Annotated in this window: 25 protein-coding genes; 15 read left to right on the forward strand and 10 right to left on the reverse strand. The window is 66.6% G+C overall.

Translation table 11 applies throughout. From position 1 onward, the window contains the following. Positions 1 to 27 precede the first annotated feature (27 nt). The 5 genes from purS to GGR03_RS04225 all read left to right on the forward strand — a co-directional run bounded on the left by purS (position 28) and on the right by GGR03_RS04225 (position 2,230). Positions 28 to 270 (forward strand): phosphoribosylformylglycinamidine synthase subunit PurS, encoded by a 243-nt coding sequence (purS, locus tag GGR03_RS04205; protein WP_183206274.1) that lies wholly within the window; start codon positions 28 to 30, stop codon positions 268 to 270. Between the two features lie 20 nt (positions 271 to 290). Next, complete coding sequence (locus GGR03_RS04210) at positions 291 to 569, forward strand: hypothetical protein (RefSeq protein WP_183206275.1); 279 nt, start codon at positions 291 to 293, stop codon at positions 567 to 569. A 95-nt stretch (positions 570 to 664) separates the two neighbouring features. Then, a complete protein-coding gene (gene purQ, locus GGR03_RS04215) occupies positions 665 to 1,348 on the forward strand; it encodes a phosphoribosylformylglycinamidine synthase subunit PurQ (protein WP_183206276.1) in 684 nt (227 codons plus the stop codon). Further along, positions 1,345 to 1,758: a hypothetical protein gene (locus tag GGR03_RS04220; protein WP_252920095.1), complete on the forward strand. Its 414-nt coding sequence runs from the start codon at positions 1,345 to 1,347 to the stop codon at positions 1,756 to 1,758. Before purQ ends, GGR03_RS04220 begins: the two co-directional genes overlap by 4 nt. A 28-nt stretch (positions 1,759 to 1,786) precedes the next feature. Further along, positions 1,787 to 2,230, forward strand: coding sequence for a hypothetical protein (locus GGR03_RS04225; RefSeq protein WP_183206277.1), 444 nt, complete (start codon positions 1,787 to 1,789; stop codon positions 2,228 to 2,230). Positions 2,231 to 2,244: 14 nt separating this feature from the next. Here GGR03_RS04225 and GGR03_RS04230 read toward each other — a convergent pair whose 3' ends face one another. Then, the gene (locus GGR03_RS04230; protein WP_183206278.1) at positions 2,245 to 2,808 is read right to left on the reverse strand and encodes a tetratricopeptide repeat protein; all 564 of its coding nucleotides are present in this window, start codon (positions 2,806 to 2,808) and stop codon (positions 2,245 to 2,247) included. Between the two features lie 182 nt (positions 2,809 to 2,990). On the opposite strand from GGR03_RS04230, the gene purL reads away from it, so the two are divergent. The 4 genes from purL to GGR03_RS04250 all read left to right on the forward strand — a co-directional run bounded on the left by purL (position 2,991) and on the right by GGR03_RS04250 (position 7,550). After that, positions 2,991 to 5,216, forward strand: coding sequence for a phosphoribosylformylglycinamidine synthase subunit PurL (purL, locus tag GGR03_RS04235; RefSeq protein ID WP_183206279.1), 2,226 nt, complete (start codon positions 2,991 to 2,993; stop codon positions 5,214 to 5,216). A gap of 95 nt (positions 5,217 to 5,311) precedes the next feature. Further along, complete coding sequence (locus GGR03_RS04240) at positions 5,312 to 5,545, forward strand: BolA/IbaG family iron-sulfur metabolism protein (protein ID WP_163041936.1); 234 nt, start codon at positions 5,312 to 5,314, stop codon at positions 5,543 to 5,545. Between the two features lie 120 nt (positions 5,546 to 5,665). Continuing rightward, complete coding sequence (gene grxD, locus GGR03_RS04245) at positions 5,666 to 6,013, forward strand: Grx4 family monothiol glutaredoxin (protein WP_183206280.1); 348 nt, start codon at positions 5,666 to 5,668, stop codon at positions 6,011 to 6,013. A gap of 295 nt (positions 6,014 to 6,308) precedes the next feature. Then, the gene (locus GGR03_RS04250; RefSeq protein WP_246367579.1) at positions 6,309 to 7,550 is read left to right on the forward strand and encodes a multidrug effflux MFS transporter; all 1,242 of its coding nucleotides are present in this window, start codon (positions 6,309 to 6,311) and stop codon (positions 7,548 to 7,550) included. 15 nt (positions 7,551 to 7,565) lie between these two features. Here GGR03_RS04250 and GGR03_RS04255 read toward each other — a convergent pair whose 3' ends face one another. The 4 genes from GGR03_RS04255 to GGR03_RS04270 all read right to left on the reverse strand — a co-directional run bounded on the left by GGR03_RS04255 (position 7,566) and on the right by GGR03_RS04270 (position 10,375). Continuing rightward, positions 7,566 to 8,390 (reverse strand): inositol monophosphatase family protein, encoded by an 825-nt coding sequence (locus GGR03_RS04255; protein WP_183206282.1) that lies wholly within the window; start codon positions 8,388 to 8,390, stop codon positions 7,566 to 7,568. A gap of 2 nt (positions 8,391 to 8,392) precedes the next feature. Further along, positions 8,393 to 9,286, reverse strand: a complete 894-nt coding sequence (gene ttcA / locus GGR03_RS04260) for a tRNA 2-thiocytidine(32) synthetase TtcA (protein WP_183207024.1) — start codon at positions 9,284 to 9,286, stop codon at positions 8,393 to 8,395. A gap of 103 nt (positions 9,287 to 9,389) precedes the next feature. Then, positions 9,390 to 10,007 (reverse strand): 30S ribosomal protein S4, encoded by a 618-nt coding sequence (gene rpsD / locus GGR03_RS04265; RefSeq protein WP_183206283.1) that lies wholly within the window; start codon positions 10,005 to 10,007, stop codon positions 9,390 to 9,392. Between the two features lie 209 nt (positions 10,008 to 10,216). After that, on the reverse strand, positions 10,217 to 10,375 hold the full coding sequence (locus GGR03_RS04270) for a YqaE/Pmp3 family membrane protein (protein ID WP_183206284.1): 159 nt from the start codon (positions 10,373 to 10,375) through the stop codon (positions 10,217 to 10,219). Positions 10,376 to 10,527: 152 nt separating this feature from the next. On the opposite strand from GGR03_RS04270, the gene GGR03_RS04275 reads away from it, so the two are divergent. After that, on the forward strand, positions 10,528 to 11,037 hold the full coding sequence (locus GGR03_RS04275) for a hypothetical protein (RefSeq protein ID WP_183206285.1): 510 nt from the start codon (positions 10,528 to 10,530) through the stop codon (positions 11,035 to 11,037). Positions 11,038 to 11,170: 133 nt separating this feature from the next. Then, entirely contained in the window at positions 11,171 to 11,731 is a 561-nt protein-coding gene (locus tag GGR03_RS04280; RefSeq protein WP_246367690.1) for a DUF2799 domain-containing protein, read from the forward strand. Between the two features lie 25 nt (positions 11,732 to 11,756). On the opposite strand, the gene murI is transcribed toward GGR03_RS04280, so the two are convergent. The 3 genes from murI to GGR03_RS04295 are packed head-to-tail and all read right to left on the reverse strand — an operon-like array spanning position 11,757 to position 14,888. Next, positions 11,757 to 12,539: a glutamate racemase gene (gene murI / locus GGR03_RS04285; protein ID WP_183206287.1), complete on the reverse strand. Its 783-nt coding sequence runs from the start codon at positions 12,537 to 12,539 to the stop codon at positions 11,757 to 11,759. After that, a complete protein-coding gene (locus GGR03_RS04290; RefSeq protein WP_246367580.1) occupies positions 12,536 to 13,351 on the reverse strand; it encodes an RNA methyltransferase in 816 nt (271 codons plus the stop codon). The genes murI and GGR03_RS04290 overlap by 4 nt, the downstream gene beginning before the upstream one ends. A 58-nt stretch (positions 13,352 to 13,409) precedes the next feature. Further along, a complete protein-coding gene (locus GGR03_RS04295) occupies positions 13,410 to 14,888 on the reverse strand; it encodes a carboxylesterase/lipase family protein (protein WP_183206289.1) in 1,479 nt (492 codons plus the stop codon). 195 nt (positions 14,889 to 15,083) lie between these two features. On the opposite strand from GGR03_RS04295, the gene GGR03_RS04300 reads away from it, so the two are divergent. Together GGR03_RS04300 and GGR03_RS04305 are read left to right on the forward strand one after the other, a co-directional pair. Beyond that, complete coding sequence (locus GGR03_RS04300; RefSeq protein WP_183206290.1) at positions 15,084 to 16,295, forward strand: NADP-dependent isocitrate dehydrogenase; 1,212 nt, start codon at positions 15,084 to 15,086, stop codon at positions 16,293 to 16,295. Positions 16,296 to 16,448: 153 nt separating this feature from the next. Then, positions 16,449 to 16,820, forward strand: coding sequence for a PRC-barrel domain-containing protein (locus tag GGR03_RS04305; protein WP_183206291.1), 372 nt, complete (start codon positions 16,449 to 16,451; stop codon positions 16,818 to 16,820). 85 nt (positions 16,821 to 16,905) lie between these two features. Here the strand turns inward: GGR03_RS04305 and alaS are convergent, their stop codons facing one another. Further along, positions 16,906 to 19,572 carry an alanine--tRNA ligase gene (gene alaS, locus GGR03_RS04310; RefSeq protein ID WP_183206292.1) on the reverse strand — a complete coding sequence of 889 codons (2,667 nt, stop codon included), beginning with the start codon at positions 19,570 to 19,572 and terminating at the stop codon, positions 16,906 to 16,908. Between the two features lie 160 nt (positions 19,573 to 19,732). Beyond that, entirely contained in the window at positions 19,733 to 20,812 is a 1,080-nt protein-coding gene (gene recA / locus GGR03_RS04315; RefSeq protein WP_183206293.1) for a recombinase RecA, read from the reverse strand. A 161-nt stretch (positions 20,813 to 20,973) separates the two neighbouring features. On the opposite strand from recA, the gene GGR03_RS04320 reads away from it, so the two are divergent. Together GGR03_RS04320 and GGR03_RS04325 are read left to right on the forward strand one after the other, a co-directional pair. Continuing rightward, positions 20,974 to 21,936, forward strand: a complete 963-nt coding sequence (locus GGR03_RS04320; RefSeq protein WP_183206294.1) for a PfkB family carbohydrate kinase — start codon at positions 20,974 to 20,976, stop codon at positions 21,934 to 21,936. Further along, positions 21,936 to 22,856 carry a pseudouridine-5'-phosphate glycosidase gene (locus tag GGR03_RS04325; RefSeq protein WP_183206295.1) on the forward strand — a complete coding sequence of 307 codons (921 nt, stop codon included), beginning with the start codon at positions 21,936 to 21,938 and terminating at the stop codon, positions 22,854 to 22,856. The genes GGR03_RS04320 and GGR03_RS04325 overlap by 1 nt, the downstream gene beginning before the upstream one ends. The last annotated feature ends 18 nt before the right edge of the window (positions 22,857 to 22,874 follow it).

Genomic DNA, 22,874 nt, shown 5'->3' on the forward strand with positions numbered 1-22,874 from the left:
GACAGACGTATTTCGTGAGCAGAGCAATTGATTAAGGCCCGCATCGTCGTCACGCTGAAGAACGGCGTCCTCGACCCGCAAGGCAAGGCCATCGAGGGCGCCCTCGGCGCCCTCGGCTTCTCCGGCGTCGGCGCCGTCCGCCAAGGCAAGGTGTTCGACGTCGAGATCGACGGCGAGGACCGCGCCGCCGCCGAGGCATCGCTCCGGGACATGTGCGCCAAGTTGCTGGCGAACACGGTCATCGAGAACTACACTGTGGAGATCGTGTAGCGGTTTTATCAGAGGGTGTGATGGCCGAAGTCACCAACGAATTGCTGCATGAGCTGATGAAACAGTTTCATCAGCGCTTCGACAAGCTGGATTTCCGGGTTTCCGAGATCAAGTCGGAGCTCCATTCGATGCGCGGCACGATGGTTGGGACGCAGGGAACCATGGCGTCGGTGCAGAATGACCTTCTGAATATCTACGGGATACTGGATCGCTACGATGCTCGGCTAGACCGCATCGAGCGTCGACGTGAGCTGCGTGAATTGGCAGAGCCATCGACGCCTTTCGATCCACATCCCTGACCATCTGAGCGTCGTCCGATCTCCCGCGGGATAACGCCACCGCTACCCTTTCCGGGCCGAACCGGCCTCCCTCTCCAAACGGTTGCCGTGAAGCCATGAACACCGCTGTCGTCCTCCTTCCCGGGCTCAACCGCGACCGCGACATGATCGCGGCGCTGACCGCCATCACAGGGCGCACGCCGCTCACCGTGTGGCAGACCGAGACGAGCATCCCGGATGTCGACCTGATCGTCGTGCCGGGCGGCTTCTCCTTCGGAGACTATCTGCGCTGCGGGGCGATCGCCGCCCGCTCGCCGGTCATGCGCGCGGTGGCCGACGCCGCCGCGAAAGGCGTGCCGGTGCTCGGCGTCTGCAACGGCTTCCAGATCCTCTGCGAGGCGGGGCTCCTGCCCGGCGCGCTGATGCGCAACAACACGCTGCGCTTCGTCTGCCGCGAGGTGAAGCTCGAAGTGGTGAATTCCGCGACCCGCTTCACCCGGCTGTATGACAAGGGCCAGATCATCCGCTGCCCGGTCGCCCATCACGACGGCAACTACTATGCCGACGCGGAGACGCTTTCGGCGCTCGAGGACCAGGATCGCATCGTCTTCCGCTATGCCGCTGGCACCAACCCCAACGGCGCGATGCGCGACATCGCCGGCATCGTCAACGAAGCCGGCAACGTGCTCGGCATGATGCCGCATCCGGAAAATCTCGTCGAACCTGAGCATGGCGGCACGGACGGCCGGGCGCTGTTCGAGAGCGCCCTGGGCATGACCGCCTCGAGCCTCGCCGCGTGAAGCAGCCTTCCGGCCCGACCATCGCCGCCCTGCTGCTTTTCGGCGTCACCCTCGCAGGCTGTGCGAGCGCGCCCGGACCGGCCGATACGCCTTCGACGGCCAAGGCGGATTCCGGGCTCGATCGCCTCGAACGGCTGACGCTGAACGCCAATCGCTGCTGGTTCAAGTCGAAGGATCCGGCCTTCGCCGCCTACAGCCTGGCACCGGAGCTCTCGTCCTTCTCAGGCCGGCCACGGTTCCTGCTGGTCCCGCGCGGGCAGATCGAGGCACGGCCGCTGCTGGTGGTCGAAGGGCGCAGCGGCTCTGGCGCCATCGACACCTACGGCCCCCTGATGAACGAGCCGGTAGCCGCCCGGATCACCGCCGACCTCGCCCGCTGGCGCAGCGGTGCCAATGGCTGCGAAGCCTGAAGCGATGACCCGGCGCTTTCCTCGCAAAATGGCTGCCGTGATGCTCGCGGCCGGCGGCTTGTCGGCCTGCGCGGCGAGCGGTGCCGCGCCCCTCGTCGACGTGCCGATGCTTCCGCAAGGCATGCAGGTTTCTACGCTGCCTGCCTCCGATCCAGCCGACGCCGTCGGCGCGCCACTCCGGTCGGCCGAGATCTCCTACGTGACCTCTGCCGCTGCCGGCATCTATCGGCGCCGGCCGTCCGAGCGCTCGGCGACGCTGGTGCCGACGCCGGATCATGACGGCTACGGGGTCTGCCTGCGCTCGCCGGCCGCATCCGGTGGCCACGACCACGCGCTAATCATCTTCACGCGCCGGCTCGACGGCGAACCGATCTCGCAGGTCGACGACGACACGCTGGTGCTGCGCAGAGCCGACGACACCGGAATCTGCCGCAGCGAGGGTATCGCCTACGTGACGGCGCGCGCCGCCTGATCGGGCCGCGAGCGTCACCAGCGCTGCGCCACCGGCTCCACTCTCCCGGCGGGATCGATTTCATAGGATTCGATCGACTGCTTGAGGGTCGCGTACTCACCGCAGCCATTCTGGAAGTTGCCGTCGGAGAAGGTCAGGGCGACGCGGCGGCATTCTGTCGCGAGGCGGATGAGCAGGATCTTGGCGTCGCGCACCCGGTCGAGGTCGAGATAGGCCTCGCCAAGATAGGCCATGGCGCCGCGATGATGCGGGTTGATCGACAACGCCCGCCCATACGCGTCCAGCGCCCGTTCGTGGTTGCCGGACTTGCGCAGCGAATAGCCGAGCAGCGACCAGGCATTGTCGTGGTGCGGGCGCCGCTCGACGACCTTGGCGAGGGCGGTGATCGCTGCCGGCCAGTCCTCGTCTTCGAAGGCCTCGACGCCGTCGGCGTAGTCGCTGTCGCCGGACCGAACCGTCGGGCTCATCTCGCCGGAAAACACTGCCGCGGCCCTGTCGGTCGGCACGATGAGCGCGGCGGCGACCAGCATGGCGAAGGCGGCCAGAGCGGAGCGGCGCTGCCGAGGATGCATACCCATCAGGTCCTCCCGTGTGCCCATAGCGAAGGAGACCACCGATCGACCGACGCGCCTACGGGCGACGGGTGCGACAGACCGTCTCGCCCGCCATCCTCGCCCTGCCGACGCGGGACTTTGTCGCAGCCCCGCCAGATGCTAACAGGCGCGGTAACGGCCCGCCTTTCGATGCTGCAGGACACGCCATGACCACCGAGACCCTGATCACCCCGGAGCTGATCGCCGCGCACGGGCTGAAACCCGACGAGTACCAGCGCGTGCTCGACCTCATCGGCCGGGAACCGAGCCTCACCGAGCTCGGCATCTTCTCGGCGATGTGGAACGAACACTGCTCGTACAAATCCTCCAAGCGCTGGCTGCGCACGCTGCCGACCAAGGGCCCGCGCGTCATCCAGGGGCCGGGCGAGAATGCCGGCGTCGTCGATATCGGCGACGGGCTCTGCGTCGTCTTCAAGATGGAGAGCCACAACCACCCCTCCTTCATCGAGCCCTACCAGGGTGCGGCGACCGGCGTCGGCGGCATCCTGCGCGACGTCTTCACCATGGGTGCCCGCCCGATCGCGGCGATGAACGCGCTGCGCTTCGGCGCGCCAGATCATCCCAAGACCCGCCACCTCGTCGCCGGCGTCGTCGCCGGCGTCGGCGGCTACGGCAACTCATTCGGCGTGCCGACCGTCGGCGGCGAGGTGAATTTCCACCCCCGCTACAACGGCAACTGCCTGGTCAACGCCTTCGCCGCCGGCCTCGCCCGGACCGACGCGATCTTCTACTCGGAAGCCAAGGGCGTCGGCCTGCCGGTCGTCTATCTCGGCGCCAAGACCGGCCGCGACGGCGTCGGCGGCGCGACCATGGCGTCGGCCGAGTTCGACGCCGACATCGAGGAGAAGCGCCCGACCGTGCAGGTCGGCGATCCCTTCACCGAGAAGTGCCTGCTGGAGGCCTGCCTCGAGCTGATGCAGACCGGCGCGGTCATCGCCATCCAGGACATGGGCGCCGCGGGCCTCACCTGCTCGGCCGTCGAGATGGGCGCCAAGGGCGATCTCGGCATCGAGCTGGATCTCGACCAGGTGCCGGTCCGCGAGGCACGGATGACCGCCTACGAGATGATGCTGTCGGAGAGCCAGGAGCGCATGCTGATGGTGCTCGACCCGGAGCGCCGGATCGAGGCCGAGGCGATCTTCGTCAAATGGGGCCTCGACTTCGCCGTCGTCGGCCGCACCACCGACGATCTGCGCTTCCGGGTCCTCTGGCAGGGCAAGGAAGTTGCCAACCTGCCGATCAAGCAGCTGGGCGACGACGCGCCCGAATACGACCGCCCGTGGATCGAGCCGAAGCCCGCGCGGGTGATCCACGCGAGCGACCTGACGGAGCCGGCCGATCTCGGCGCGACGCTGCTGACGCTGCTGGGCTCGCCCGACCTCTGCTCGCGGCGCTGGGTGTTCGAGCAGTACGACACGCTGATCCAGGGCAACTCGCTGCAGCGGCCGGGCGGCGACGCCGGCGTCGTGCGGGTCGACGGCCACCCCACCAAGGCGCTCGCGTTCTCTTCTGACGTGACGCCCCGCTATTGCGAGGCCGATCCGCTGCAGGGCGGCATGCAGGCGGTCGCCGAGTGCTGGCGCAACCTCACGGCCGTCGGCGCCGAGCCACTGGCGGCCACCGACAACCTCAATTTCGGCAATCCCGAGAAGCCCGAGCTGATGGGCCAGTTCGTCAAGGCCGTCGAGGGCATCGGCGCCGCCTGCACTGCCCTTGCCTTCCCGATCGTCTCCGGCAACGTCTCGCTCTACAACGAGACCCAGGGAACGGCGATCCTGCCGACGCCCACCATCGGCGGCGTCGGGCTGATCGAGGACCGCACCAAGACCGCGACGATCGGCGGCCTGCGCGCGGGCGACGTGCTTTTCCTCGTCGGCCTTGACGGCTCGCATCTCGGCGCGTCGATCTACCTGCGGGAGATCGTCGGCAGCGAGGAAGGCACGCCGCCGCCGGTCGACCTCGTCGCCGAGAAGCGCCACGGCGATTTCGTCCGCGGCCTGATCCAGGCGGGACGCGTCGCCACCTGCCACGATCTGTCGGATGGTGGCCTTGCCGTCGCGCTGGCCGAGATGTGCATGGCCTCCAGTCTAGGCGCATCCGTCAATGCGGGCGACGGGCATGGCCATGCGCTGCTGTTCGGCGAGGACCAGGCCCGCTACGTCATCGCGGTGACCGAGGCCGACGCCGAGGGCATCAAGCTGATGGCTGCGGAAGCGGACGTGCCGCTCCGCCATCTGGGCTCCGCCGGCGGCTCCGAACTCGTGATCGAAGGCCGGCTCGCGGTGCCGGTTGCGGACATGGTCGTCGCGCACGAATCCTGGTTCCCATCCTACATGTCGGGCGAAATCGTCGAGCCGGCGGCGGCGGCCTGAGTGGCTTCGCCGGATGCGCTTCGCATTGATCGTGGCGTGACCGGACCCTATCATCGAGGCGAACGGCGAATCCGGTCGGCCACGGAGAACATTTCATGCCCATGAACGCCCGCGACATCGAGACGATGATCAAGGACGCGATACCCGATGCCGTCGTCAGCATCCGGGACCTCGCCGGCGACGGCGACCATTACGCCGCCGAAGTCGTGTCGGAGAGCTTCCGCGGCAAGTCGCGGGTGCAGCAGCACCAGATGGTCTACCAGGCCCTGCAGGGGAACATGGGTGGCGAGCTGCACGCCCTGGCCCTTCAAACCAGCGCCCCGAAATAGTATGTTGAGGGCGACCCGCGCGATGCGACTATCGCCGCAGACAAGATCTTGACCGGTTCGACAGGCAGCTGACGCAACAGGCAGAGCCCGCACCCAGACATTCACGAGACAGGAAAAGCCATGACCGCCATCAACGAATGGATCGACAACGAGGTGAGGACCAACGACGTCGTGGTCTTCATGAAGGGCACGCCGGCCTTCCCCCAGTGCGGCTTTTCCGGCCAGGTGGTGCAGATCCTCGATTACCTCGGCGTCGAGTACAAGGGCGTGAACGTCCTCTCGGCCGACGACCTGCGCCAGGGCATCAAGGACTACAGCCAGTGGCCCACGATTCCGCAGCTCTACGTCAAGGGCGAGTTCGTCGGCGGCTGCGACATCATCCGCGAGATGTTCCAGGCCGGCGAACTGCAGTCGTTCTTCGGTGAGAAGGGTGTCGCGACGACGGCCCCTGCTGCCGCGAACGCCTGACCGCCGACAGCTTCATCGCCGCAAAGTGATCGCAGGGCCCGCGCAGACAGCGCGGGCTTTTCCGTTTGGGACAGGAGTGACGGTCCGTCATCGCGCCGAAAACGTAAGGCACTCTTGCAAATTTTGCGGCGCACCATAAAACTTTAGAAGCGCCCTGCCTTCGATCGGCAGCCACCGCGCGTCGAAATTTCCCACCCTGCGACAGCCAGTGATCGTTCCGATCAGCATGCCGCGACGATTTGAGCGCTGCGAGGCCGAGATGTCTGACTTGTCGAGAAATACCGAAACCCGCGGGATGCCTTATTGGGAGCTGGTGACGCTCATCGCCTGCCTCATGGCCCTGAACGCGGCAGCCATCGACATCTTCATTCCCTCGCTGCAGGAAATGGGCGCGGCGCTCGGCGTCACCGATCCCAACCAGCGGCAGCTCGTCATCACCGCCTACATCCTCGGCTTCGGCGGTGCGCAGATCGTCTACGGTACCCTGTCCGACCGCTTCGGGCGCCGGCCGATCCTGTTCTTCGGTCTTGCCGTCTATGTGCTGGCGTCGGTCGCGGCGATCTTCTCGCCGACCTTCGGCGTCCTCCTCGCCTTGCGCGCAGTGCAGGGCATCGGCGCCGCGGCCACCCGCGTCATTGCCATTTCCGTCGTGCGCGACTGCTTCGGCGGCCGCCGCATGGCAAGCGTCATGTCGCTGGTCATGATGGTGTTCATGGCGATCCCGGTGATCGCGCCGAATATCGGCCAGGCGATCATGCTGTTCGGCTCCTGGCGGGAGGTCTTCGTTGCGATCGCCGTCTTCGGCCTGTTCGTGACGCTCTGGTCGGCGATGCGGCTACCGGAAACGCTTGCACCGGAAGACCGGCGTGAACTCACCTTCAAGCGGACCTTCGAGGCGTTCCGAATCGTGCTGACCAACCGCGTCGCCTTCGGCTATACGATCTCCACCGCGCTGATCTTCGGCGTGCTGTTCGGCTTCATCAACCAGGCGGAGCAGATCTACACCGGGGTCTATGGCCTCGGGCCGATCTTCACCGTCGCCTTCTCGACGACCGCGGTCTTCATGGCGGTCGCGTCCTTCGCGAATTCGCGGCTCGTCGAGCGGCTGGGCATGCGCCGGCTGTCGCACGGGGCGCTGATCGGCTTCCTGCTCGTCGCCGTGCTGCATTTCGCGGTTGCGCTCGCGATGGGGGGCGCAGCGCCCTTCTGGTTCTTCGTCCTCGCGATGACGGTGAATTTCGGCTTGTTCGGCTTCATCGGCACGAACTTCAACGCACTCGCCATGGACCCGCTCGGCCATGTGGCGGGCACCGCTTCCTCGGTCCTCGGCTTCATGCAGACCTTCGGCGGCGGCCTTTTCGGCGCCGTGATCGGCTATTTCTACGATGGCACCGTGCTGCCGATGCTCTTCGGCTTCATCGTCCTGTCGGTATCCTCGCTGGTCTGCGTCTACCTGGCGGAAGGCCGGCTGTTCGACGCGAAATACGACCCGGCGCCGGATGACGGCGCGGGCCTCGAGCGCAAGCCGGCCGAGTAAGGGCGCTTGCCGAGCCTAGGCCGGGAGCAGCCGCTCCTGCGCCTCGGCCCAGACGCCGGAACTGCAGGCGGCGATGATGGCCCCGTCGCGGTGACGCGGCGTGTAGGGCGAACCATCGGCCATCGCGAAATGGCCGCCTGCCTCGGCAACCAGCAGGCACCCGGCCAGGTGATCCCAGGGCATCAGTTTCGAATAGATCGAGACATGCGTGCCGCCCGACGCGAGCAGGCGGTACTCGTGGCCGGCGCAGCGATAGTTGCCGACGATCTTCAGTGCGCCGAGACGCGGCAGCAGCGCCGTCCTCTCGTCGTGCGGGAAATAGGTCGCGCTGACGCAGCCGATCGCGTCCGAAAGGGGCAGCGACGCCGCGGTGTCGAGCTTCAGCGCTGGACCTGTCGGCGTTCGCTGGAAGGCTCCGGCGCCCTTCTCTGCCAGCATGAAATCGTCGCCGACCGGATCGTAGATAATGCCGGCGACCGTCTCGCCTTTGGAAACTACCGCGGCCATGACGGCAAACAGCGGCAGGCCGGCGGCAAAGTTCGCCGTGCCGTCGACCGGGTCTACGACGATGGCGAGCTCGGCCGCGTCGAGGCGATCGAGCAGCGCCGGGTCGGCGGCGACCGATTCCTCGCCGACGAACAGCGCATCCGGCGCGATCTCCCGGCAATGCCGGGCGATGAACCGCTCGGCCGCCTCGTCGGCTTCGGTGACGAGATCGGTCGCCGAGGTCTTCTCGCGGATGTCGCCGGCGCCGAGATTGCGGAAGCGCGGCATGATCTCCGCGATGGCGGCCTCACGGAGGATCTCGGCGAGGCGGTCGATGTCGATCGATGCGGTCAATGTCAGCTTTCCGTCTGGGGGGTTGCTGTCGGCGCGAGGCCGGCGAAGTCGAACAGCGCCGGGTCGAGGAGATGGCCAGGCCGGATGTTCGCCAGCGCCCGCATCATCACCTGCTTTCGGCCGGGGAAGCGCCGCTCCATGTCGGCCAGCATCTGCTTCGTCACGTTGCGCTGCAGCCCGTCCTGGCTGCCGCAGAGGTCGCACGGGATGATCGGGAACCCCATCGCTGCCGAGAACTTCGCGATGTCCTCCTCGGCCGAGGCGATCAGCGGCCGCAGCACCATGAGGTCGCCCTCGTCGTTGAGGAGCTTCGCCGGCATCGCCGAGAGCCGCCCGCCATGGAAGAGGTTCATGAAGAAGGTCTCGAGACAGTCGTCGCGGTGATGCCCGAGCACCAGCGCCTCGCAGCCCTCCTCACGCGCGATGCGGTAGAGGTGGCCGCGCCTGAGCCGCGAGCAGAGCGAGCAATAGGTTGCACCGGCCGACACCTTTTCGGTGACCACCGAATAGGTGTCGCGATACTCGATGCGGTGGGGAATGCCGAAGCGGTCGAGGAAATCCGGCAGGACATGCTTGGGAAAGTTCGGCTGGCCCTGGTCGAGATTGCAGGCGAGCAGGTCGACCGGCAGCAGACCGCGCCATTTCAGATCATGCAGCAGCGCCAGCAGCGCATAGGAATCCTTGCCGCCGGATATGCCGACGAGCCAGCGCGCACCCGGCCTGGCCATCGCGTGCCGCTCGATCGCCTCGCGCATCTCGCGCAGCAGGCGCTTGCGCAGCTTGCGGAACGTCACCGAGTCCGGCGCGTCGCGAAACAGAAGGTGGGCGCCACTGCCGATCTCGGCGTCCCCGGTATCGGCCGCCGCCGTCGTGTCGCCAAGGTCGCTGTCGAGCATCACCGGTCCGTCCTCGTATCCGCGTCCCATGTAGCCGCCGCTCGCCCAAAACAAAAGGCCGCCCCAAGGGACGGCCTTTGGCATTCGATGAGAGGTCTGCCGATCAGCGCGAGTAGAACTCAACGACCAGGTTCGGCTCCATCTGCACCGGATAGGGCACATCGTGGAGGCCGGGAACGCGGGTGTAGGTGGCAACCATCTTCTGGTGATCGACGTCGAGATAGTCCGGCACGTCGCGCTCGGCGAGCTGCGAGGCTTCCAGAACGATCGCCAGCTGCTTCGACTTCGGACGGATCTCGATCACGTCGCCGGCCTTGCAGACATAGGACTGGATGTTGGTGCGGCGGCCATTGACGTTGATATGGCCGTGGTTGACGAACTGCCGGGCGGCAAAGATCGTCGCGACGAACTTCGCGCGATAGACCACGGCATCCAGACGGCTCTCGAGCAGGCCGATCAGGTTTTCGGAGGTATCACCCCGGCGACGGGCAGCCTCTTCGTAGATCTTGCGGAACTGCTTCTCGGTGACGTCGCCGTAATAGCCCTTGAGCTTCTGCTTCGCACGGAGCTGGACGCCGAAATCCGACACCTTGCCCTTGCGCCGCTGGCCATGCTGGCCCGGGCCGTACTGGCGGCGATTCACCGGGGACTTCGGACGTCCCCAGATGTTCTCGCCCATGCGGCGATCGATCTTGTACTTCGCTGATGCGCGCTTGCTCATCGCATTTCCTTCAAACAGAAAGAGGCCGAACGGACGATCCGTCGGCTCTCCGAGGAAACGCGCCCTCCTCTGCCCGCGGATGCGGACTGACAGGACGGCATGGGCACGATGCGATGCCGTCCACGGGACACGTCAAAAAACCGGCTGGAGCGAGTCCAACCGGTCCGGCATCTCCTAAGAGCGTAAGCCGCTCAAGTCAACCGCGGAGGTCAGTACTTCGCGATGACCCAGATCGCATGGATGATGCCCGGGATGTAGCCGAACAAGGTGAGGATGATGTTGATGAAGAAGTGCTTGCTGAAGCCGACCTGCATGAAGACGCCGACCGGCGGCAGGATGATGGCGAGGATGATGCGGATGATGTCCATGAGATGCGAGCCCTTCAGTTCAATGGTTCACAACGCCGGACCGCGCCGCGCCGTTCCCCCGCCGTCATCTTCGCGCCGGCGCGGCGGCCATCATCGCGCCGTAACTGACTGATAGGGCAACCTTCAATCACATCACGAACGGGAAACCTGCGATGAAGCCCATGCTCGTCACGACGCTCGCCGTCCTCGCCACCGCCGTTGCCGGCGGCGCCTTCGCGCAGGGTGCCAATTACCTCGCCCGCTACGACGGCGGCTGGAGCGGCGGCGGCTCCGTCAAGGTCGAGCAATTGCCCACCGCCACCAACGTCAACTGCGACGTCCAGGGCACCCGCTCCGGCGAGACCGCCTTCGCGCTTCAGGGAACCTGCCGCTCGATGCTGATCATGAGTCGCGAGATCGGCGCGCAGCTCAAGATCGATCCCTCCAGCGGCAACTACAGCGGCACCTATACCGGTTCGGCCAGCGGCCCTGCCAGGCTCCTCGGCTCGCGCCAGGGCGACACGCTGGATCTCCAGGTCACCTGGGGCCGCGTGATCTACGACGACAACAAGGCGCGCATGCTGATCCGCAACACCGGTAACGACACGTTCCGCATGCAGGTGATCGAGAAGATCGAAGGCGCGGACGTGACCGTTTCCGACCTCTCCTTCCAGCGCGGCTGAGACGCTCGGCGAGGCTTTGGTGCAAGCGATGCACCGATGCCCGTCGCAACCCGCCGCGAGTTGTTGATTTTGACGCGTGACGATGCCACCCCTTGCCTGACGTACGGGAAGGGGAGTCTCTGGCGTGAAGAACATGACGTGGGCATTGTCGCTGGTCGTCGGGGCGGCACTGGCTCTCGGCGCATGCGCGACCTTGTCCGAAGAAGAATGCGTGACGAGCGACTGGCGTCGGCTCGGGGAGACCGACGGCGCCAGCGGTAAGCCGATCGGCTTCGTAGCCGAGCATCAGGCAGCCTGCTCGAAACATGGCATTACACCCGACGCGGCGGCTTGGCGCGCGGGCTGGGACGGAGGGATCACCACCTTCTGCACCCCAGCAAATGGCGCCCGGCTCGGCGCGGAGGGACGCTATTACGCCGACTCCTGCCCGATCGACCTGAAAGACGGCTTCGAGGCCCCCTACTACGCGAACAAGAAGGTCTACGACGCGCGGCAGCACCGCGACCAGCTGCGCAGCCGGATCGACGTGCTTCGATACGAAATCGACGAGATCAGGGACGACGACAAGGAACGGCGCGAGAAGCGTCGGGAAATCGAACGCCTTCGCGATGACCTTTGGGATGCGGAGGACGAACTCCGCCGTGCCGAGGATGACTTGCGCTACGAACGTTTCGCAGACCTCGTGGGGCGGTGACCCTCCTGGCCGATGGAAACCGGCGTCAGTCGCAGAACTCGAGGCCGAAACCCCGGATCAGCCGGCGCATCGCATAGGATGCGTCGCCGCTGGTAAAATGCGCCTGATCGAACCCCTCCGGCATCTCGTCGTCCACCACCGGGCTCAGCGAACGGGCGCGACGCGCGATGGCCTCTGCCGGATCGAGCCAGTCCACCGGCCACGGCGCCAGCTGCCGAAACCGGTTGGCGATCAGCGGGTAGTGGGTGCAGGCCAGCACGACGATGTCGGTGCGACGTCCTTCCTCCTCGACGAAGCATGACGCGATCTCCGCAGCGATCGCGGCGTCGGAGGCCTCGCCGCCGAGGATCGACTGCTCGGTCAGCCGGGCGAGTTCGCTCGACCCCACGAGCCGCACCGCGCAGTGGCCGGCGAAGCGGCCGATCAGGTCGCGCGTGTAGTCGCGCCGCACCGTCCCGGGCGTCGCGAGCACGCTGATCAGGCCGGAGCGGGTCCGCTCGGCGGCCGGCTTGATAGCCGGCACCGTCCCGACGAACGGGATGTCGAACGCGCCCCGCAGATCCTCCAGCACCAGCGTCGACGCGGTGTTGCAGGCAATGACCGCGAGCTGCGGCGCGTAGCGCGGCACCAGATCTCGAAACAGCGAGACGATCCGCTCCCGCAATTCGTCTTCCTGCCAGTCCCCGTACGGGAAACCGGCGTCGTCAGCGACATAGACGAACTTCCGGTCCGGCATGTGGGTCCGCAGCTCCCGCAGCACGGTCAGGCCGCCGATGCCTGAGTCGAAGACGAGGATCGGCGCGCTCAACCGGTCGACTCCCGGCCGGATCGTCCCCGCTCGCCCATCTCGTAGTCGAATGCCCGCAGGACGCCGCGCAACGTTCGAACCTCGGGTTCCGTGAAACCCGCCTTGGTCAGCATCGTGCGCAGGTTCTGCACCATCGCGTCGCGCTTCTCCGGCGGATGGAAATAGCCGGTGCGCGAAAGCGACGTCTCCAGATGGTCCAGCAACCGGTAAAGGTCGGCCTTTTCCGCAGGGGGCGCCTCAGGCGCCGCAAAGCGCGGGACCGTCGCGTCTTCCGCCCCGGCGGCACGCCAGGAATAGCTCATCAGCAGCACGGCCTGCGCGATGTTGAGCGAGGCAAAGGCCGGATCGACCGGGAAGGTCACGATCTCGTCGGCGAGCCCGACTTCGGCGTTCGACAGCCCGTAGCGTTCGCGCCCGAACAGCATGCCCACCTTCTGGCCTGCCGCGGAGCGGGCGCGCATCTCGCGCGCCGCGGTCTCGGGGCCGCGCACCGGCTTGTAGCTGTCGCGAGGGCGCGCCGTGGTGGCGAGCAGATACATGACATCGGCGACCGCCGTCTCGACGCTGTCGTAAAGTCGCACGGCGTCGATCACGTGGTCGGCACTCGAAGCCGCGGCCCGGGCCTTCTCGCTCGGCCAGCCGTCACGGGGATTGACGAGGCGCAGGTCGATCAGGCCGAAATTCGCCATCGCCCGCGCGACCATGCCGATATTCTCGCCGAGTTGCGGCTCGACGAGCACGACGGCCGGTCCGGCTCTCGCCGTGGCGGTCTCCGTCGGCTCGACGGGGCGATGATCTGGATCCTGTGCCAAGCGCGGTCCCTTTTTCGGCTGCAGATAACCCGGTTCCCGCATTACGCCAAGCAGGCGATCACGGGGCGAACCCGTCCACCCCTTCCCAGGCGACGCGCCGGACGCCTTCCGGATCCGCGAGCACCCGGTCCCTGATGCCGAAGATTTTGGTTTCGCGCCGCTCGACCTCGTAGGCGGGCCAGTCCGCGCCCGGCCGCCCGTCGCGAACGAAGCCGATCCAGTGCGACCGCATCCGGTCGGCCAGTGCCTGGCGGCGCGGGTCCGGCAGGATGCCGAGATAGACGCTGCGGAACGGTTTCAGGAAATCCTCGAAGATCAGCGGCAGGTCGGCCGAATGAGTCGCGCCGAGCCGGCTCAGCAGGCCCTTCGTCTCCCAGTCGAGCCGATACATGAAGGTCGGCGCATCGCGGCAGTGGATTTCCGCCTGGTGGATCGCCGCCATGCGGAACAAGAGGTCGGTGCCGAAGGCGATCCGTCCGTCCCGCCCGGCGGTGTAGAGCCGCGCGATGCGCTCGGCGGTCTCGGCATCGGCGATGCTGGCAATCCAGGCCTGCATGGCAGGCTTCTCCGTCTCGAAGGGAAACACCGGCAACTCGCTGAAGAAGGAGAACTCGTCGCGGTTGGTGCCGACGATCATCGGCACCTTCTTCATCGCGCCATACAGCGTGGTGAGATCGGCTTCGGGCATCTCGACGCCATCGCAATACGGTCGTGTCAGGATGCCCGAGTTTTTCGCCGCCAGTGCCCGCGTCGCCGCGCTGAACGTGCTGTGGCTCATCCGGAAGAGCCGTTCGCGGTTGCCGTTGGGCAACAGCGCCTTCACCGCCTCGCGGTGCACCGCTTCGGCCCGCTGCCGCGGCTGGAACATGTTGAGGTTTCCGGACTGGATGACCGCCTGGGAAAACAGATCGCGCGATCCCTCGGACACCAGATGGAAGGCCACCGATGCGGCGCCGGCCGACTCGCCCGCGATGGTGACGCGCTCGGGGTCGCCGCCGAAGGCCGCGATATTGTCGCGCACCCATTGGAGCGCGAGGCGCTGGTCGAGCAGGCCGGCATTCGCCGCGAACCTGTCGTCGCCCTCGAATATCTCCGCGAAGGCGTTGAAGCCGAAGAACCCAAGCCGGTAGTTCATCGTGACCACGACGATGTCACCGCGCCGCGCCAGATCGTCGCCGGGATACTGCGCTCCGGAGCCGATGATGAATGCGCCACCGTGGATGAACACCAGAACCGGGCGCTTCCCGGCAAGGTCCGGCGTCCAGACGTGGAGGTTGAGACAATCCTCGTCGAACGTGCTCGTGGTGCCGGCGATACGCCCGAGCGGCTCCGGCATGGCTCGCCGCTGCGGCGCGGCGGGGCCATATCGATCGGCGATCAGCACCGTATCGAACACCCGCCGCGGATTCGGCCTCGCAAAGCGCGCCATGCCGAGCGGCGGCTCCGCATAGGGAATGCCGAGAAACCGGGCGACGCCATCCTTCCTGATGCCGCGCACCGGGCCGCAGGGCGCTTCGACGCGAAGCGTTTCGGGCATGACGGGCTCCCTTGGGATATGGTCGGCGGCGGACGCAGCCGCTTCGGCGGTGCTTCGACAGCCCCGATGATAGGGCGCTCCTGCTTTGCCTCCACCGATACCGATGTTATAGGGCGCAGCAAGCGTCGGGAGGCACACAGCACCCGGCTGTCAAGCGGCCACATGGCCGCATCTTAGTTTCTGGGGAAGACATCGATGGCAAAGATCAAGGTCGACAATCCGGTCGTGGAACTGGACGGCGACGAGATGACCCGCATCATCTGGCAGTTCATCAAGGACAAGCTGATCCACCCCTATCTGGACATCGACCTTGAATATTACGATCTCGGCGTCGAGCACCGCGACGAGACCGGCGACCAGGTGACGATCGACGCCGCCAACGCCATCAAGAAGCACGGCGTCGGCGTCAAATGCGCCACCATCACCCCGGACGAGGACCGCGTCGCGGAATTCGGCCTGAAGAAGATGTGGCGCTCGCCCAACGGCACGATCCGCAACATCCTCGGCGGCGTGATCTTCCGCGAGCCGATCATCTGCAAGAACGTGCCGCGGCTCGTCCCGGGCTGGACCAAGCCTGTCATCGTCGGTCGCCATGCCTTCGGCGACCAGTACCGCGCCACCGATTTCCGCTTCCCGGGCAAGGGCAAGCTGACCATCAAGTTCGTCGGCGAGGACGGCGAGACGATCGAGCACGAGGTCTACGACGCGCCCGCCGCCGGCGTCGCGATGGCCATGTACAATCTCGACGACTCGATCCGCGACTTCGCCCGGGCCTCGCTGAACTACGGCTTGCAGCGCGGCTATCCCGTGTACCTGTCGACCAAGAACACCATCCTCAAGGTCTATGACGGCCGCTTCAAGGACATCTTCCAAGAGGTGTACGAGACCGAGTTCGAGGAAAAGTTCAAGGAAGCCCGGATCATCTACGAGCACCGCCTGATCGACGACATGGTCGCCTCCAATCTGAAATGGTCGGGCGGCTACGTCTGGGCCTGCAAGAACTACGATGGCGACGTGCAGTCCGACACCGTGGCGCAGGGCTTCGGCTCGCTTGGCCTGATGACCTCGGTGCTGATGACGCCGGACGGCCGTACGGTCGAAGCCGAGGCCGCACACGGCACGGTCACCCGCCACTACCGCCAGCATCAGCGCGGCGAGCAGACCTCGACCAACTCGATCGCGTCGATCTTCGCCTGGACGCGCGGCCTCGCCCATCGCGCCAAGCTCGACGACAACGCGCCGCTGAAGGCCTTCGCCGACACGCTGGAGCGCGTCTGCATCTCCACCGTCGAGAACGGCCACATGACCAAGGATCTGGCGCTGCTGATCGGTCCGGACCAGCCGTGGCTGTCGACCACCGGCTTCCTCGACAAGGTCGACGAGAACCTCCAGAAGGCGATGGCGTAACCCTCTTTGCCGAAGACGACTGAGCAGATAGCGCCCGGCCACCAGCCGGGCGTTTTCATGTCGGGTTGTCGGTCAGCGAGAAGGCGAAACACGAAAATCATGCAACTTTTTCAGCGCTCGGAGGCTTCCTTTAGCCGAACAAGGAGAATTCGAATGACCGCTTTCACGACCAAGACCTTTGACGTCGCCCTGCTCTCGGCCGGGCTTTTCGCCGGCACCGCCTTCGCCCAGACAGCCGGGATGGTGGACGTCGACGACGACGTGATGGTCCCGCCCTTCAACGTGACGGTAGACGACCTCGACGACATGGACGTCTACGACGCGGCAGGGACGGAGATCGGCGAGATCGAGGAAGTCGTCGGCACCGACGCGAACACCCCGACGGCTTTCGTCGTCGACTTCGACGGCGAAGGCTACGGCGACGAGGAGCGCGTCATCGGCCTCGAGAATTTCGCTATGGACGGTGCCCGCATGACGCTGTCGCTCGACGCGGCTGCCGTCGCGACGATGCCGATCGACGACTGACCCTAAGGTGAGGCAGGCGGACCAGGGTCCGCAGGCTGAACATACAAAAGCGCCGGCCCTTTCGGGCCGGCGTTTTGCGTTTCGCTCAGGCGCCAGCCAGCGCCGCTTCCACGGCCGCGACGGCTGCGGCGGCGTTACCCGTCTCCGAGCCGCCGGCCTGGGCCATGTCGGGACGCCCGCCCCCGCCCTTGCCGCCGATCGCGGCGCTGGCCTCGCGGACCAGCGCGACGGCGTCGAAGCGCGACGTCAGATCCGGCGTGACCCCGACCACGACCGACGCCTTGCCTTCGGCGATGCCGACGAAGACAACGATACCCGAACCGATCTGAGCCTTGGCCTCGTCGACGAGCCCCTTGAGGTCCTTGCCGGCGACACCGTCGAGAACCCGGCCGAGGAACGCCACGCCGCCGATCTCCTTCGGCGCCGCAGCCCCCTCGCCGGCACCAGGTTCTCCTGCCATCGCAAGGCGCTTCTTCGCCTCCGCCAGCTCCCGCTCGAGCCGCCGCCGCTCCTCGACCAGCGCCTCGACCCGCTCTGCCGCTTCGGCCGGGGAGACCTTCAGCGCCGCCGCCATGCGGCGCACCCGCGCGTCCTGCTCGTTGAGATAGGCCCGCGCTGCCTCGCCGGTCAGCGCCTCCAACCGGCGGACGCCAGCGCCGACGGCGCTCTCCCCGACGACATGCACCAGCCCGATATCGCCGGTGGCGCGCACATGCGTGCCGCCGCAGAGCTCGATCGAATAGGCCTTGCCCGCCTTGGCACCCTCTTCGGCCGTGCCCATCGACACGACGCGGACCTCGTCGCCGTATTTCTCGCCGAACAGCGCCATCGCGCCGGAGGCGATCGCGTCATCGACGGCCATCAGCCGCGTATCGACCGGCGCATTCTGCAGGATGATCCGGTTCGCCAGCCGCTCGACCTCGCCGATTTCCGACGCCGACAGCGGCTTGGGATGCGAGAAGTCGAAACGCAGCCGATCTGGCGCGACCAGCGAGCCCTTCTGCGCCACGTGCGAGCCGAGCACTTCGCGCAGCCCCTCGTGGAGAAGATGGGTAGCCGAGTGATTGGCGCGGATGCCGGTGCGACGGCGGTGATCCACCTCGAGGTCCAGGGCCATGCCGACGCGCGCGCGCCCCTTGGTGACCTTGCCACGGTGCACGAACAGCCCGTTCGCTACCTTCTGCGTGTCGGTGATGGCGATCTCCGCGCCCTCGCCCCGCATCGTGCCGCTGTCGCCGAGCTGCCCGCCGGATTCGCCGTAGAACGGTGTCTGATTGACGACGACCGCGACGTCCGTGCCGGCCTCCGCCGTCTCGATCTCGCGACCGTCGGCGACCAGCGCCAGCACGGCGCCCTCAGCCCGCTCGGTGTCGTAGCCGAGGAACTCGGTCGCGCCGACACGGTCGCGGACCGGGAACCAGATCGTGTCGGACGAGGATTCGCCGGAGCCGACCCAGCTGGCGCGCGCTTCCGCCTTCTGGCGCTCCATGGCGGTGTCGAAGGCGTCGAGATCCACCGTGATCCCGCGCGGCCGCAGCGCATCCTGGGTCAGGTCGAGCGGGAAGCCATAGGTGTCGTAGAGCTTGAAGGCGGTATCGCCGGAAAGCCGCTCGCCGGCGTTCATCCCTTCGGTGGCATCGGCAAGCAGCGACAGGCCGCGGTCGAGCGTCTGCAGGAAGCGCTTTTCCTCCAGCTGCAGAGTCTCGGAGATCAGCGCCTCGGCCCGGACGAGTTCCGGATAGGCCCGGCCCATCTCGGCGACCAGCGTCGGCAGGACCTTGAACAGCACCGGCTCGCGCGCGCCAAGCAGCTTGGCGTGCCGCATTGCGCGCCGCATGATCCGGCGCAGCACGTAACCGCGCCCCTCGTTGGACGGCAGCACGCCATCGGCGATCAGGAACGCCGTCGCGCGGATATGGTCGGCGATGACCCGGTGGCTCGCCACCGCGTCACCCTCGGCCCGCGAGCCGACGGCCGATTCCACCGACGCAATCAGCGCCCGGAAAAGATCGATGTCGTAATTGTCGTGGACGCCCTGCAGCACCGCCGCGATCCGCTCCAGCCCCATGCCGGTGTCGATCGACGGGCGCGGCAGGTCGACCCGCTCCGACGCACTCAGCTGCTCGAACTGCATGAACACGAGATTCCAGATCTCGATGAAGCGATCGCCGTCCTCGTCCGGGCTTCCGGGCGGCCCGCCGGGGATCCCCTCGCCGTGGTCGTAGAAGATCTCCGAGCACGGACCGCAGGGACCGGTCTCGCCCATCGACCAGAAATTGTCGGACGTGGAAATCCGGATGATGCGGTCGTCGGAGAGCCCCGCGATCTTGCGCCAAAGCACCGCCGCCTCCTCGTCCTCCGAATAGACGGTGACCAGCAGCCGCTCGGCCGGGATCGCGTATTCGCGGGTGATGAGGTTCCAGGCGAGCTCGATCGCCCGTTCCTTGAAATAATCCCCGAACGAAAAATTCCCGAGCATCTCGAAGAAGGTGTGATGTCGGGCGGTGTAGCCGACATTGTCGAGATCGTTGTGCTTGCCGCCCGCCCGCACGCATTTCTGCGAGGTGACGGCGCGCTGGTAGTCACGCCTCTCAAGCCCGGTGAAGACGTTCTTGAACTGCACCATGCCCGCATTGGTGAACATCAATGTCGGGTCGTTGCGCGGCACCAGCGACGAGGATGCCACCTTCTCGTGGCCTTCGCGCGCAAAATAGTCCAGGAACGCGGACCGTATCTCGTTGACGCCACTCATGAAAGACCTTCGAAGCACATGCGGGGACAATGGCGGGCAGCGTCACGTGACGCCGGCCGCGCCGACCGAAGGGCGCTTTGTACAGAGGCGGCAAACAGGTGTCTATCAGGCGGAAGCCGAGCATCCCGCCGGAGCATGGGCCCCCGGCGGGATCAAAGCATCAATCGTCTGCCGCCGCGCCGTCCCCATCGCCGGTATCGACGAGCAGCTGCTCGGCGATCAGCCCGGCATTCTGCCGGATCGACAGCTCGATCTCGTTGGCGACCGCCGGATTGTCGCGCAGGAACGCCTTGGAGTTCTCGCGTCCCTGGCCGAGCCGCTGGCTGTTGTAGGAGAACCAGGCGCCGGACTTCTCGACGATGCCGGACTTCACGCCCAGATCGATGAGCTCGCCGGTCTTCGAGACACCCTCGCCGTACATGATGTCGAATTCGACCTGCTTGAACGGCGGCGCCAGCTTGTTCTTGACGACCTTGACCTTGGTCTGGTTGCCGGTGACCTCGTCGCGATCCTTGATCGCGCCGATCCGGCGGATGTCGAGGCGCACCGAGGCATAGAACTTCAGCGCATTACCGCCCGTCGTGGTCTCGGGCGAACCGAACATCACGCCGATCTTCATGCGGATCTGGTTGATGAAGATCACCATGCATTTCGAGCGCGAGATCGAGCCAGTGAGCTTGCGCAGCGCCTGGCTCATCAGCCGCGCCTGCATGCCGGGCAGCGAGTCGCCCATCTCGCCCTCGATCTCGGCCCGCGGCGTCAGCGCCGCCACCGAATCGATGACCAGGACGTCGATGGCGCCGGAGCGAACCAGAGTGTCGGTGATCTCCAGCGCCTGTTCGCCGGTGTCCGGCTGCGAGATCAGGAGATTCTCCAAATCCACGCCGAGTTTGCGGGCATAGACAGGATCGAGTGCGTGTTCAGCGTCGACGAAGGCGCAGATGCCGCCCTTCTTCTGCGCTTCCGCGATCGTGTGCAGCGCCAGCGTCGTCTTGCCCGAGCTTTCCGGGCCGTAGATCTCGACGATGCGGCCTTTCGGCAGGCCGCCGACGCCGAGCGCGATATCGAGGCCGATCGAGCCGGTGGAGACCGTCTCGATCTCGACGATCTTCTCGTTCTCGCCCAACCGCATGATCGAGCCCTTGCCGAACGCCCGCTCGATCTGCGAAAGCGCGGCGTCCAGAGCCTTGGTCTTGTCCAACGAAATTTCCTCGACGAGACGGAGTGAGTTCTGTGCCATGGAGACGGGACCTTATTTCACGCGTTGGATCGGGGTGCAATGACGGCTTGGACGAATTTGTACCGCGTTTGTTCTCATTCGGCAAGTCGATTGTCATGCTTTGTTCCGTATTCGCGAGGTACGACGAATCGGCCGCCGCTGCTACCAATGCTTAAGGATCGATGAACCTCTCCCTCACCCCGTGCCCGAACGTCTTCGTCGCCGGCGCCGCCCACATCGATAGGCGTGCCCGGTCGGATGTGCCGTTTGTTGCCGGCGCGTCCAATCCCGGACATCTCGTCGACCTGCCGGGGGGTGCCGCCTTCAACGCGGCGGTGGCCTTGCACGGGCTTGGTTGCAAGGTGGCGTTCCATGGGGCGCGGGGCGGCGACGCGGACGGCCAGCGCGTCGCCCGGGCGCTGTCGGAGGAAGGGTTCGACGATGTGAGCGTGACGTGGCTGGACCGGCGGACACCGAACTATACCGCCGTGCTGGACGATCGCGGCGAACTGGTCGCCGGCATCGCCGACATGGCCCTCTATGACAGGCTGGTGCCCCGCATCTTCACGCGCGTCCACGTCCGCAAGGCGCTGGCGCGGTCGGACGCGGTGCTGGTCGATGCCAATCTGCCGCCGGCCGCGCTCGCGGCGCTGGCCGCGGCAGCTGGCCAGCGGCCCATCGTCGCGATCGGCGTCTCTCCGGCCAAGGTGACCCGCCTCACCGCCATCCTGCCGGCGCTGACGGCGGTTTTCCTCTCCCGTGCCGAAGCCGCCAGCCTGGTCGAGGCAACGCCCATGACGAGCCCGCTTCTCCTCGCCGAACTCCTCGCCGAGATCGGTGTGAGCCGCGCCGTGATCACCGACGGGCCGCGCGACGTGGCGATCATCGAGGGGGACACCGTGCTCTTCCAGCAGCCGCCGGTGGTCGTGGCACGCGATGTCACCGGTGCGGGCGACACGTTGGCGGCGGTTGCCCTTGTCGGCCTCTGGGCCAGACGCCCGTGGCTCGACTGCGTCCGCCGCGGCGTCGCCGCGTCATCGCTGCGCGTTGCGACGGAGACATTCCCGCCGCCCGGCATGGCCCGGCTGATCGATGAATGCGTGGCCGGCATGCCGGCCCCGCGTTCGCAGGAAAGGATATTCTGATGGTACCCGCCTCCCCATTCGGCCTGTCCGACGAAGTGGCCGCTGCCATCGAGGACGGGCAGCCATTGGTGGCGCTGGAATCCACCATCGTCACGCACGGCATGCCCTACCCGCAGAATCTCGCCATGGCGCGGCGGGTCGAAGCGATCATCCGCGAGGAGGGCGCCGTCCCCGCGACCATAGCCGTGCTTGACGGCCGTCTTCGCGTCGGGCTCGAGGCATCCGAATTGGAGGGGCTTGCGACAGCGCGTGACGCCATGAAGCTGTCCCGGGCCGACCTGGCCTATGCCGTCGCCTTCGGCCGCACCGGTGCGACCACCGTCGCGGCAACGATGATCGCCGCCGCCCTTGCCGGCATCCATGTCTTCGCGACCGGCGGGATCGGCGGCGTGCATCGCGGCGCCGAGACGAGCTTCGACATCTCGGCCGATCTCGAGGAACTGGCGCGGACGCCGGTGCTGGTCGTGTGCGCCGGCGCAAAGGCGATTCTTGATCTGAAGAAGACCTACGAAGTCCTTGAGACGAAGGGTGTTCCCGTCGTCTGCCACGGCGCGGACGAACTGCCGGCCTTCTGGTCGCGCGGCTCCGGCATCCCGGCGCCGCTGCGGCTCGATTCGCCCGAGGCGATCGCTGCGTTCCAGGCAGCCCGCCAATCGCTCGGCATCGGCGGTGGGATGCTGATCGCCAATCCCGTCCCCGAGGCGGATGCCCTGCCGCAGGCGACGGTGGACGGCTGGATCGACGCCGCGCTGGCCGACGCCGAAGCCCGGGGCGTTGTCGGCAAGGAAGTCACGCCGTTCCTGCTGCGGCGCATGTTCGAACTCAGCGACGGACGTTCGCTGACGGCCAACATCGCCCTGGTGGAAAACAACGCCCGCCTCGCCGCCCGGATCGCCGTCGCGATGCGCGCAGGCGGCTGAGCCAGAGGCGCGACCGGC

Origin of the sequence: Aurantimonas endophytica, from assembly GCF_014196845.1 — a bacterium.
Lineage (GTDB): Bacteria > Pseudomonadota > Alphaproteobacteria > Rhizobiales > Rhizobiaceae > Aurantimonas > Aurantimonas endophytica.

What these genes read in the sequence shown, in the direction of transcription:
- GGR03_RS04210 (WP_183206275.1), top strand. Translation starts at nt 291, where the DNA reads ATGGCCGAAGTCACCAACGAATTGCTGCATGAGCTGATGAAACAGTTT.
- purQ (WP_183206276.1), top strand. Translation starts at nt 665, where the DNA reads ATGAACACCGCTGTCGTCCTCCTTCCCGGGCTCAACCGCGACCGCGAC.
- GGR03_RS04225 (WP_183206277.1), top strand. Translation starts at nt 1,787, where the DNA reads ATGGCTGCCGTGATGCTCGCGGCCGGCGGCTTGTCGGCCTGCGCGGCG.
- GGR03_RS04230 (WP_183206278.1), bottom strand. Translation starts at nt 2,808, where the DNA reads ATGGGTATGCATCCTCGGCAGCGCCGCTCCGCTCTGGCCGCCTTCGCC.
- purL (WP_183206279.1), top strand. Translation starts at nt 2,991, where the DNA reads ATGACCACCGAGACCCTGATCACCCCGGAGCTGATCGCCGCGCACGGG.
- GGR03_RS04240 (WP_163041936.1), top strand. Translation starts at nt 5,312, where the DNA reads ATGCCCATGAACGCCCGCGACATCGAGACGATGATCAAGGACGCGATA.
- grxD (WP_183206280.1), top strand. Translation starts at nt 5,666, where the DNA reads ATGACCGCCATCAACGAATGGATCGACAACGAGGTGAGGACCAACGAC.
- GGR03_RS04250 (WP_246367579.1), top strand. Translation starts at nt 6,309, where the DNA reads ATGCCTTATTGGGAGCTGGTGACGCTCATCGCCTGCCTCATGGCCCTG.
- ttcA (WP_183207024.1), bottom strand. Translation starts at nt 9,286, where the DNA reads ATGCTCGACAGCGACCTTGGCGACACGACGGCGGCGGCCGATACCGGG.
- rpsD (WP_183206283.1), bottom strand. Translation starts at nt 10,007, where the DNA reads ATGAGCAAGCGCGCATCAGCGAAGTACAAGATCGATCGCCGCATGGGC.
- GGR03_RS04270 (WP_183206284.1), bottom strand. Translation starts at nt 10,375, where the DNA reads ATGGACATCATCCGCATCATCCTCGCCATCATCCTGCCGCCGGTCGGC.
- GGR03_RS04275 (WP_183206285.1), top strand. Translation starts at nt 10,528, where the DNA reads ATGAAGCCCATGCTCGTCACGACGCTCGCCGTCCTCGCCACCGCCGTT.
- GGR03_RS04280 (WP_246367690.1), top strand. Translation starts at nt 11,171, where the DNA reads ATGACGTGGGCATTGTCGCTGGTCGTCGGGGCGGCACTGGCTCTCGGC.
- GGR03_RS04295 (WP_183206289.1), bottom strand. Translation starts at nt 14,888, where the DNA reads ATGCCCGAAACGCTTCGCGTCGAAGCGCCCTGCGGCCCGGTGCGCGGC.
- GGR03_RS04300 (WP_183206290.1), top strand. Translation starts at nt 15,084, where the DNA reads ATGGCAAAGATCAAGGTCGACAATCCGGTCGTGGAACTGGACGGCGAC.
- GGR03_RS04305 (WP_183206291.1), top strand. Translation starts at nt 16,449, where the DNA reads ATGACCGCTTTCACGACCAAGACCTTTGACGTCGCCCTGCTCTCGGCC.
- alaS (WP_183206292.1), bottom strand. Translation starts at nt 19,572, where the DNA reads ATGAGTGGCGTCAACGAGATACGGTCCGCGTTCCTGGACTATTTTGCG.
- recA (WP_183206293.1), bottom strand. Translation starts at nt 20,812, where the DNA reads ATGGCACAGAACTCACTCCGTCTCGTCGAGGAAATTTCGTTGGACAAG.
- GGR03_RS04320 (WP_183206294.1), top strand. Translation starts at nt 20,974, where the DNA reads ATGAACCTCTCCCTCACCCCGTGCCCGAACGTCTTCGTCGCCGGCGCC.
- GGR03_RS04325 (WP_183206295.1), top strand. Translation starts at nt 21,936, where the DNA reads ATGGTACCCGCCTCCCCATTCGGCCTGTCCGACGAAGTGGCCGCTGCC.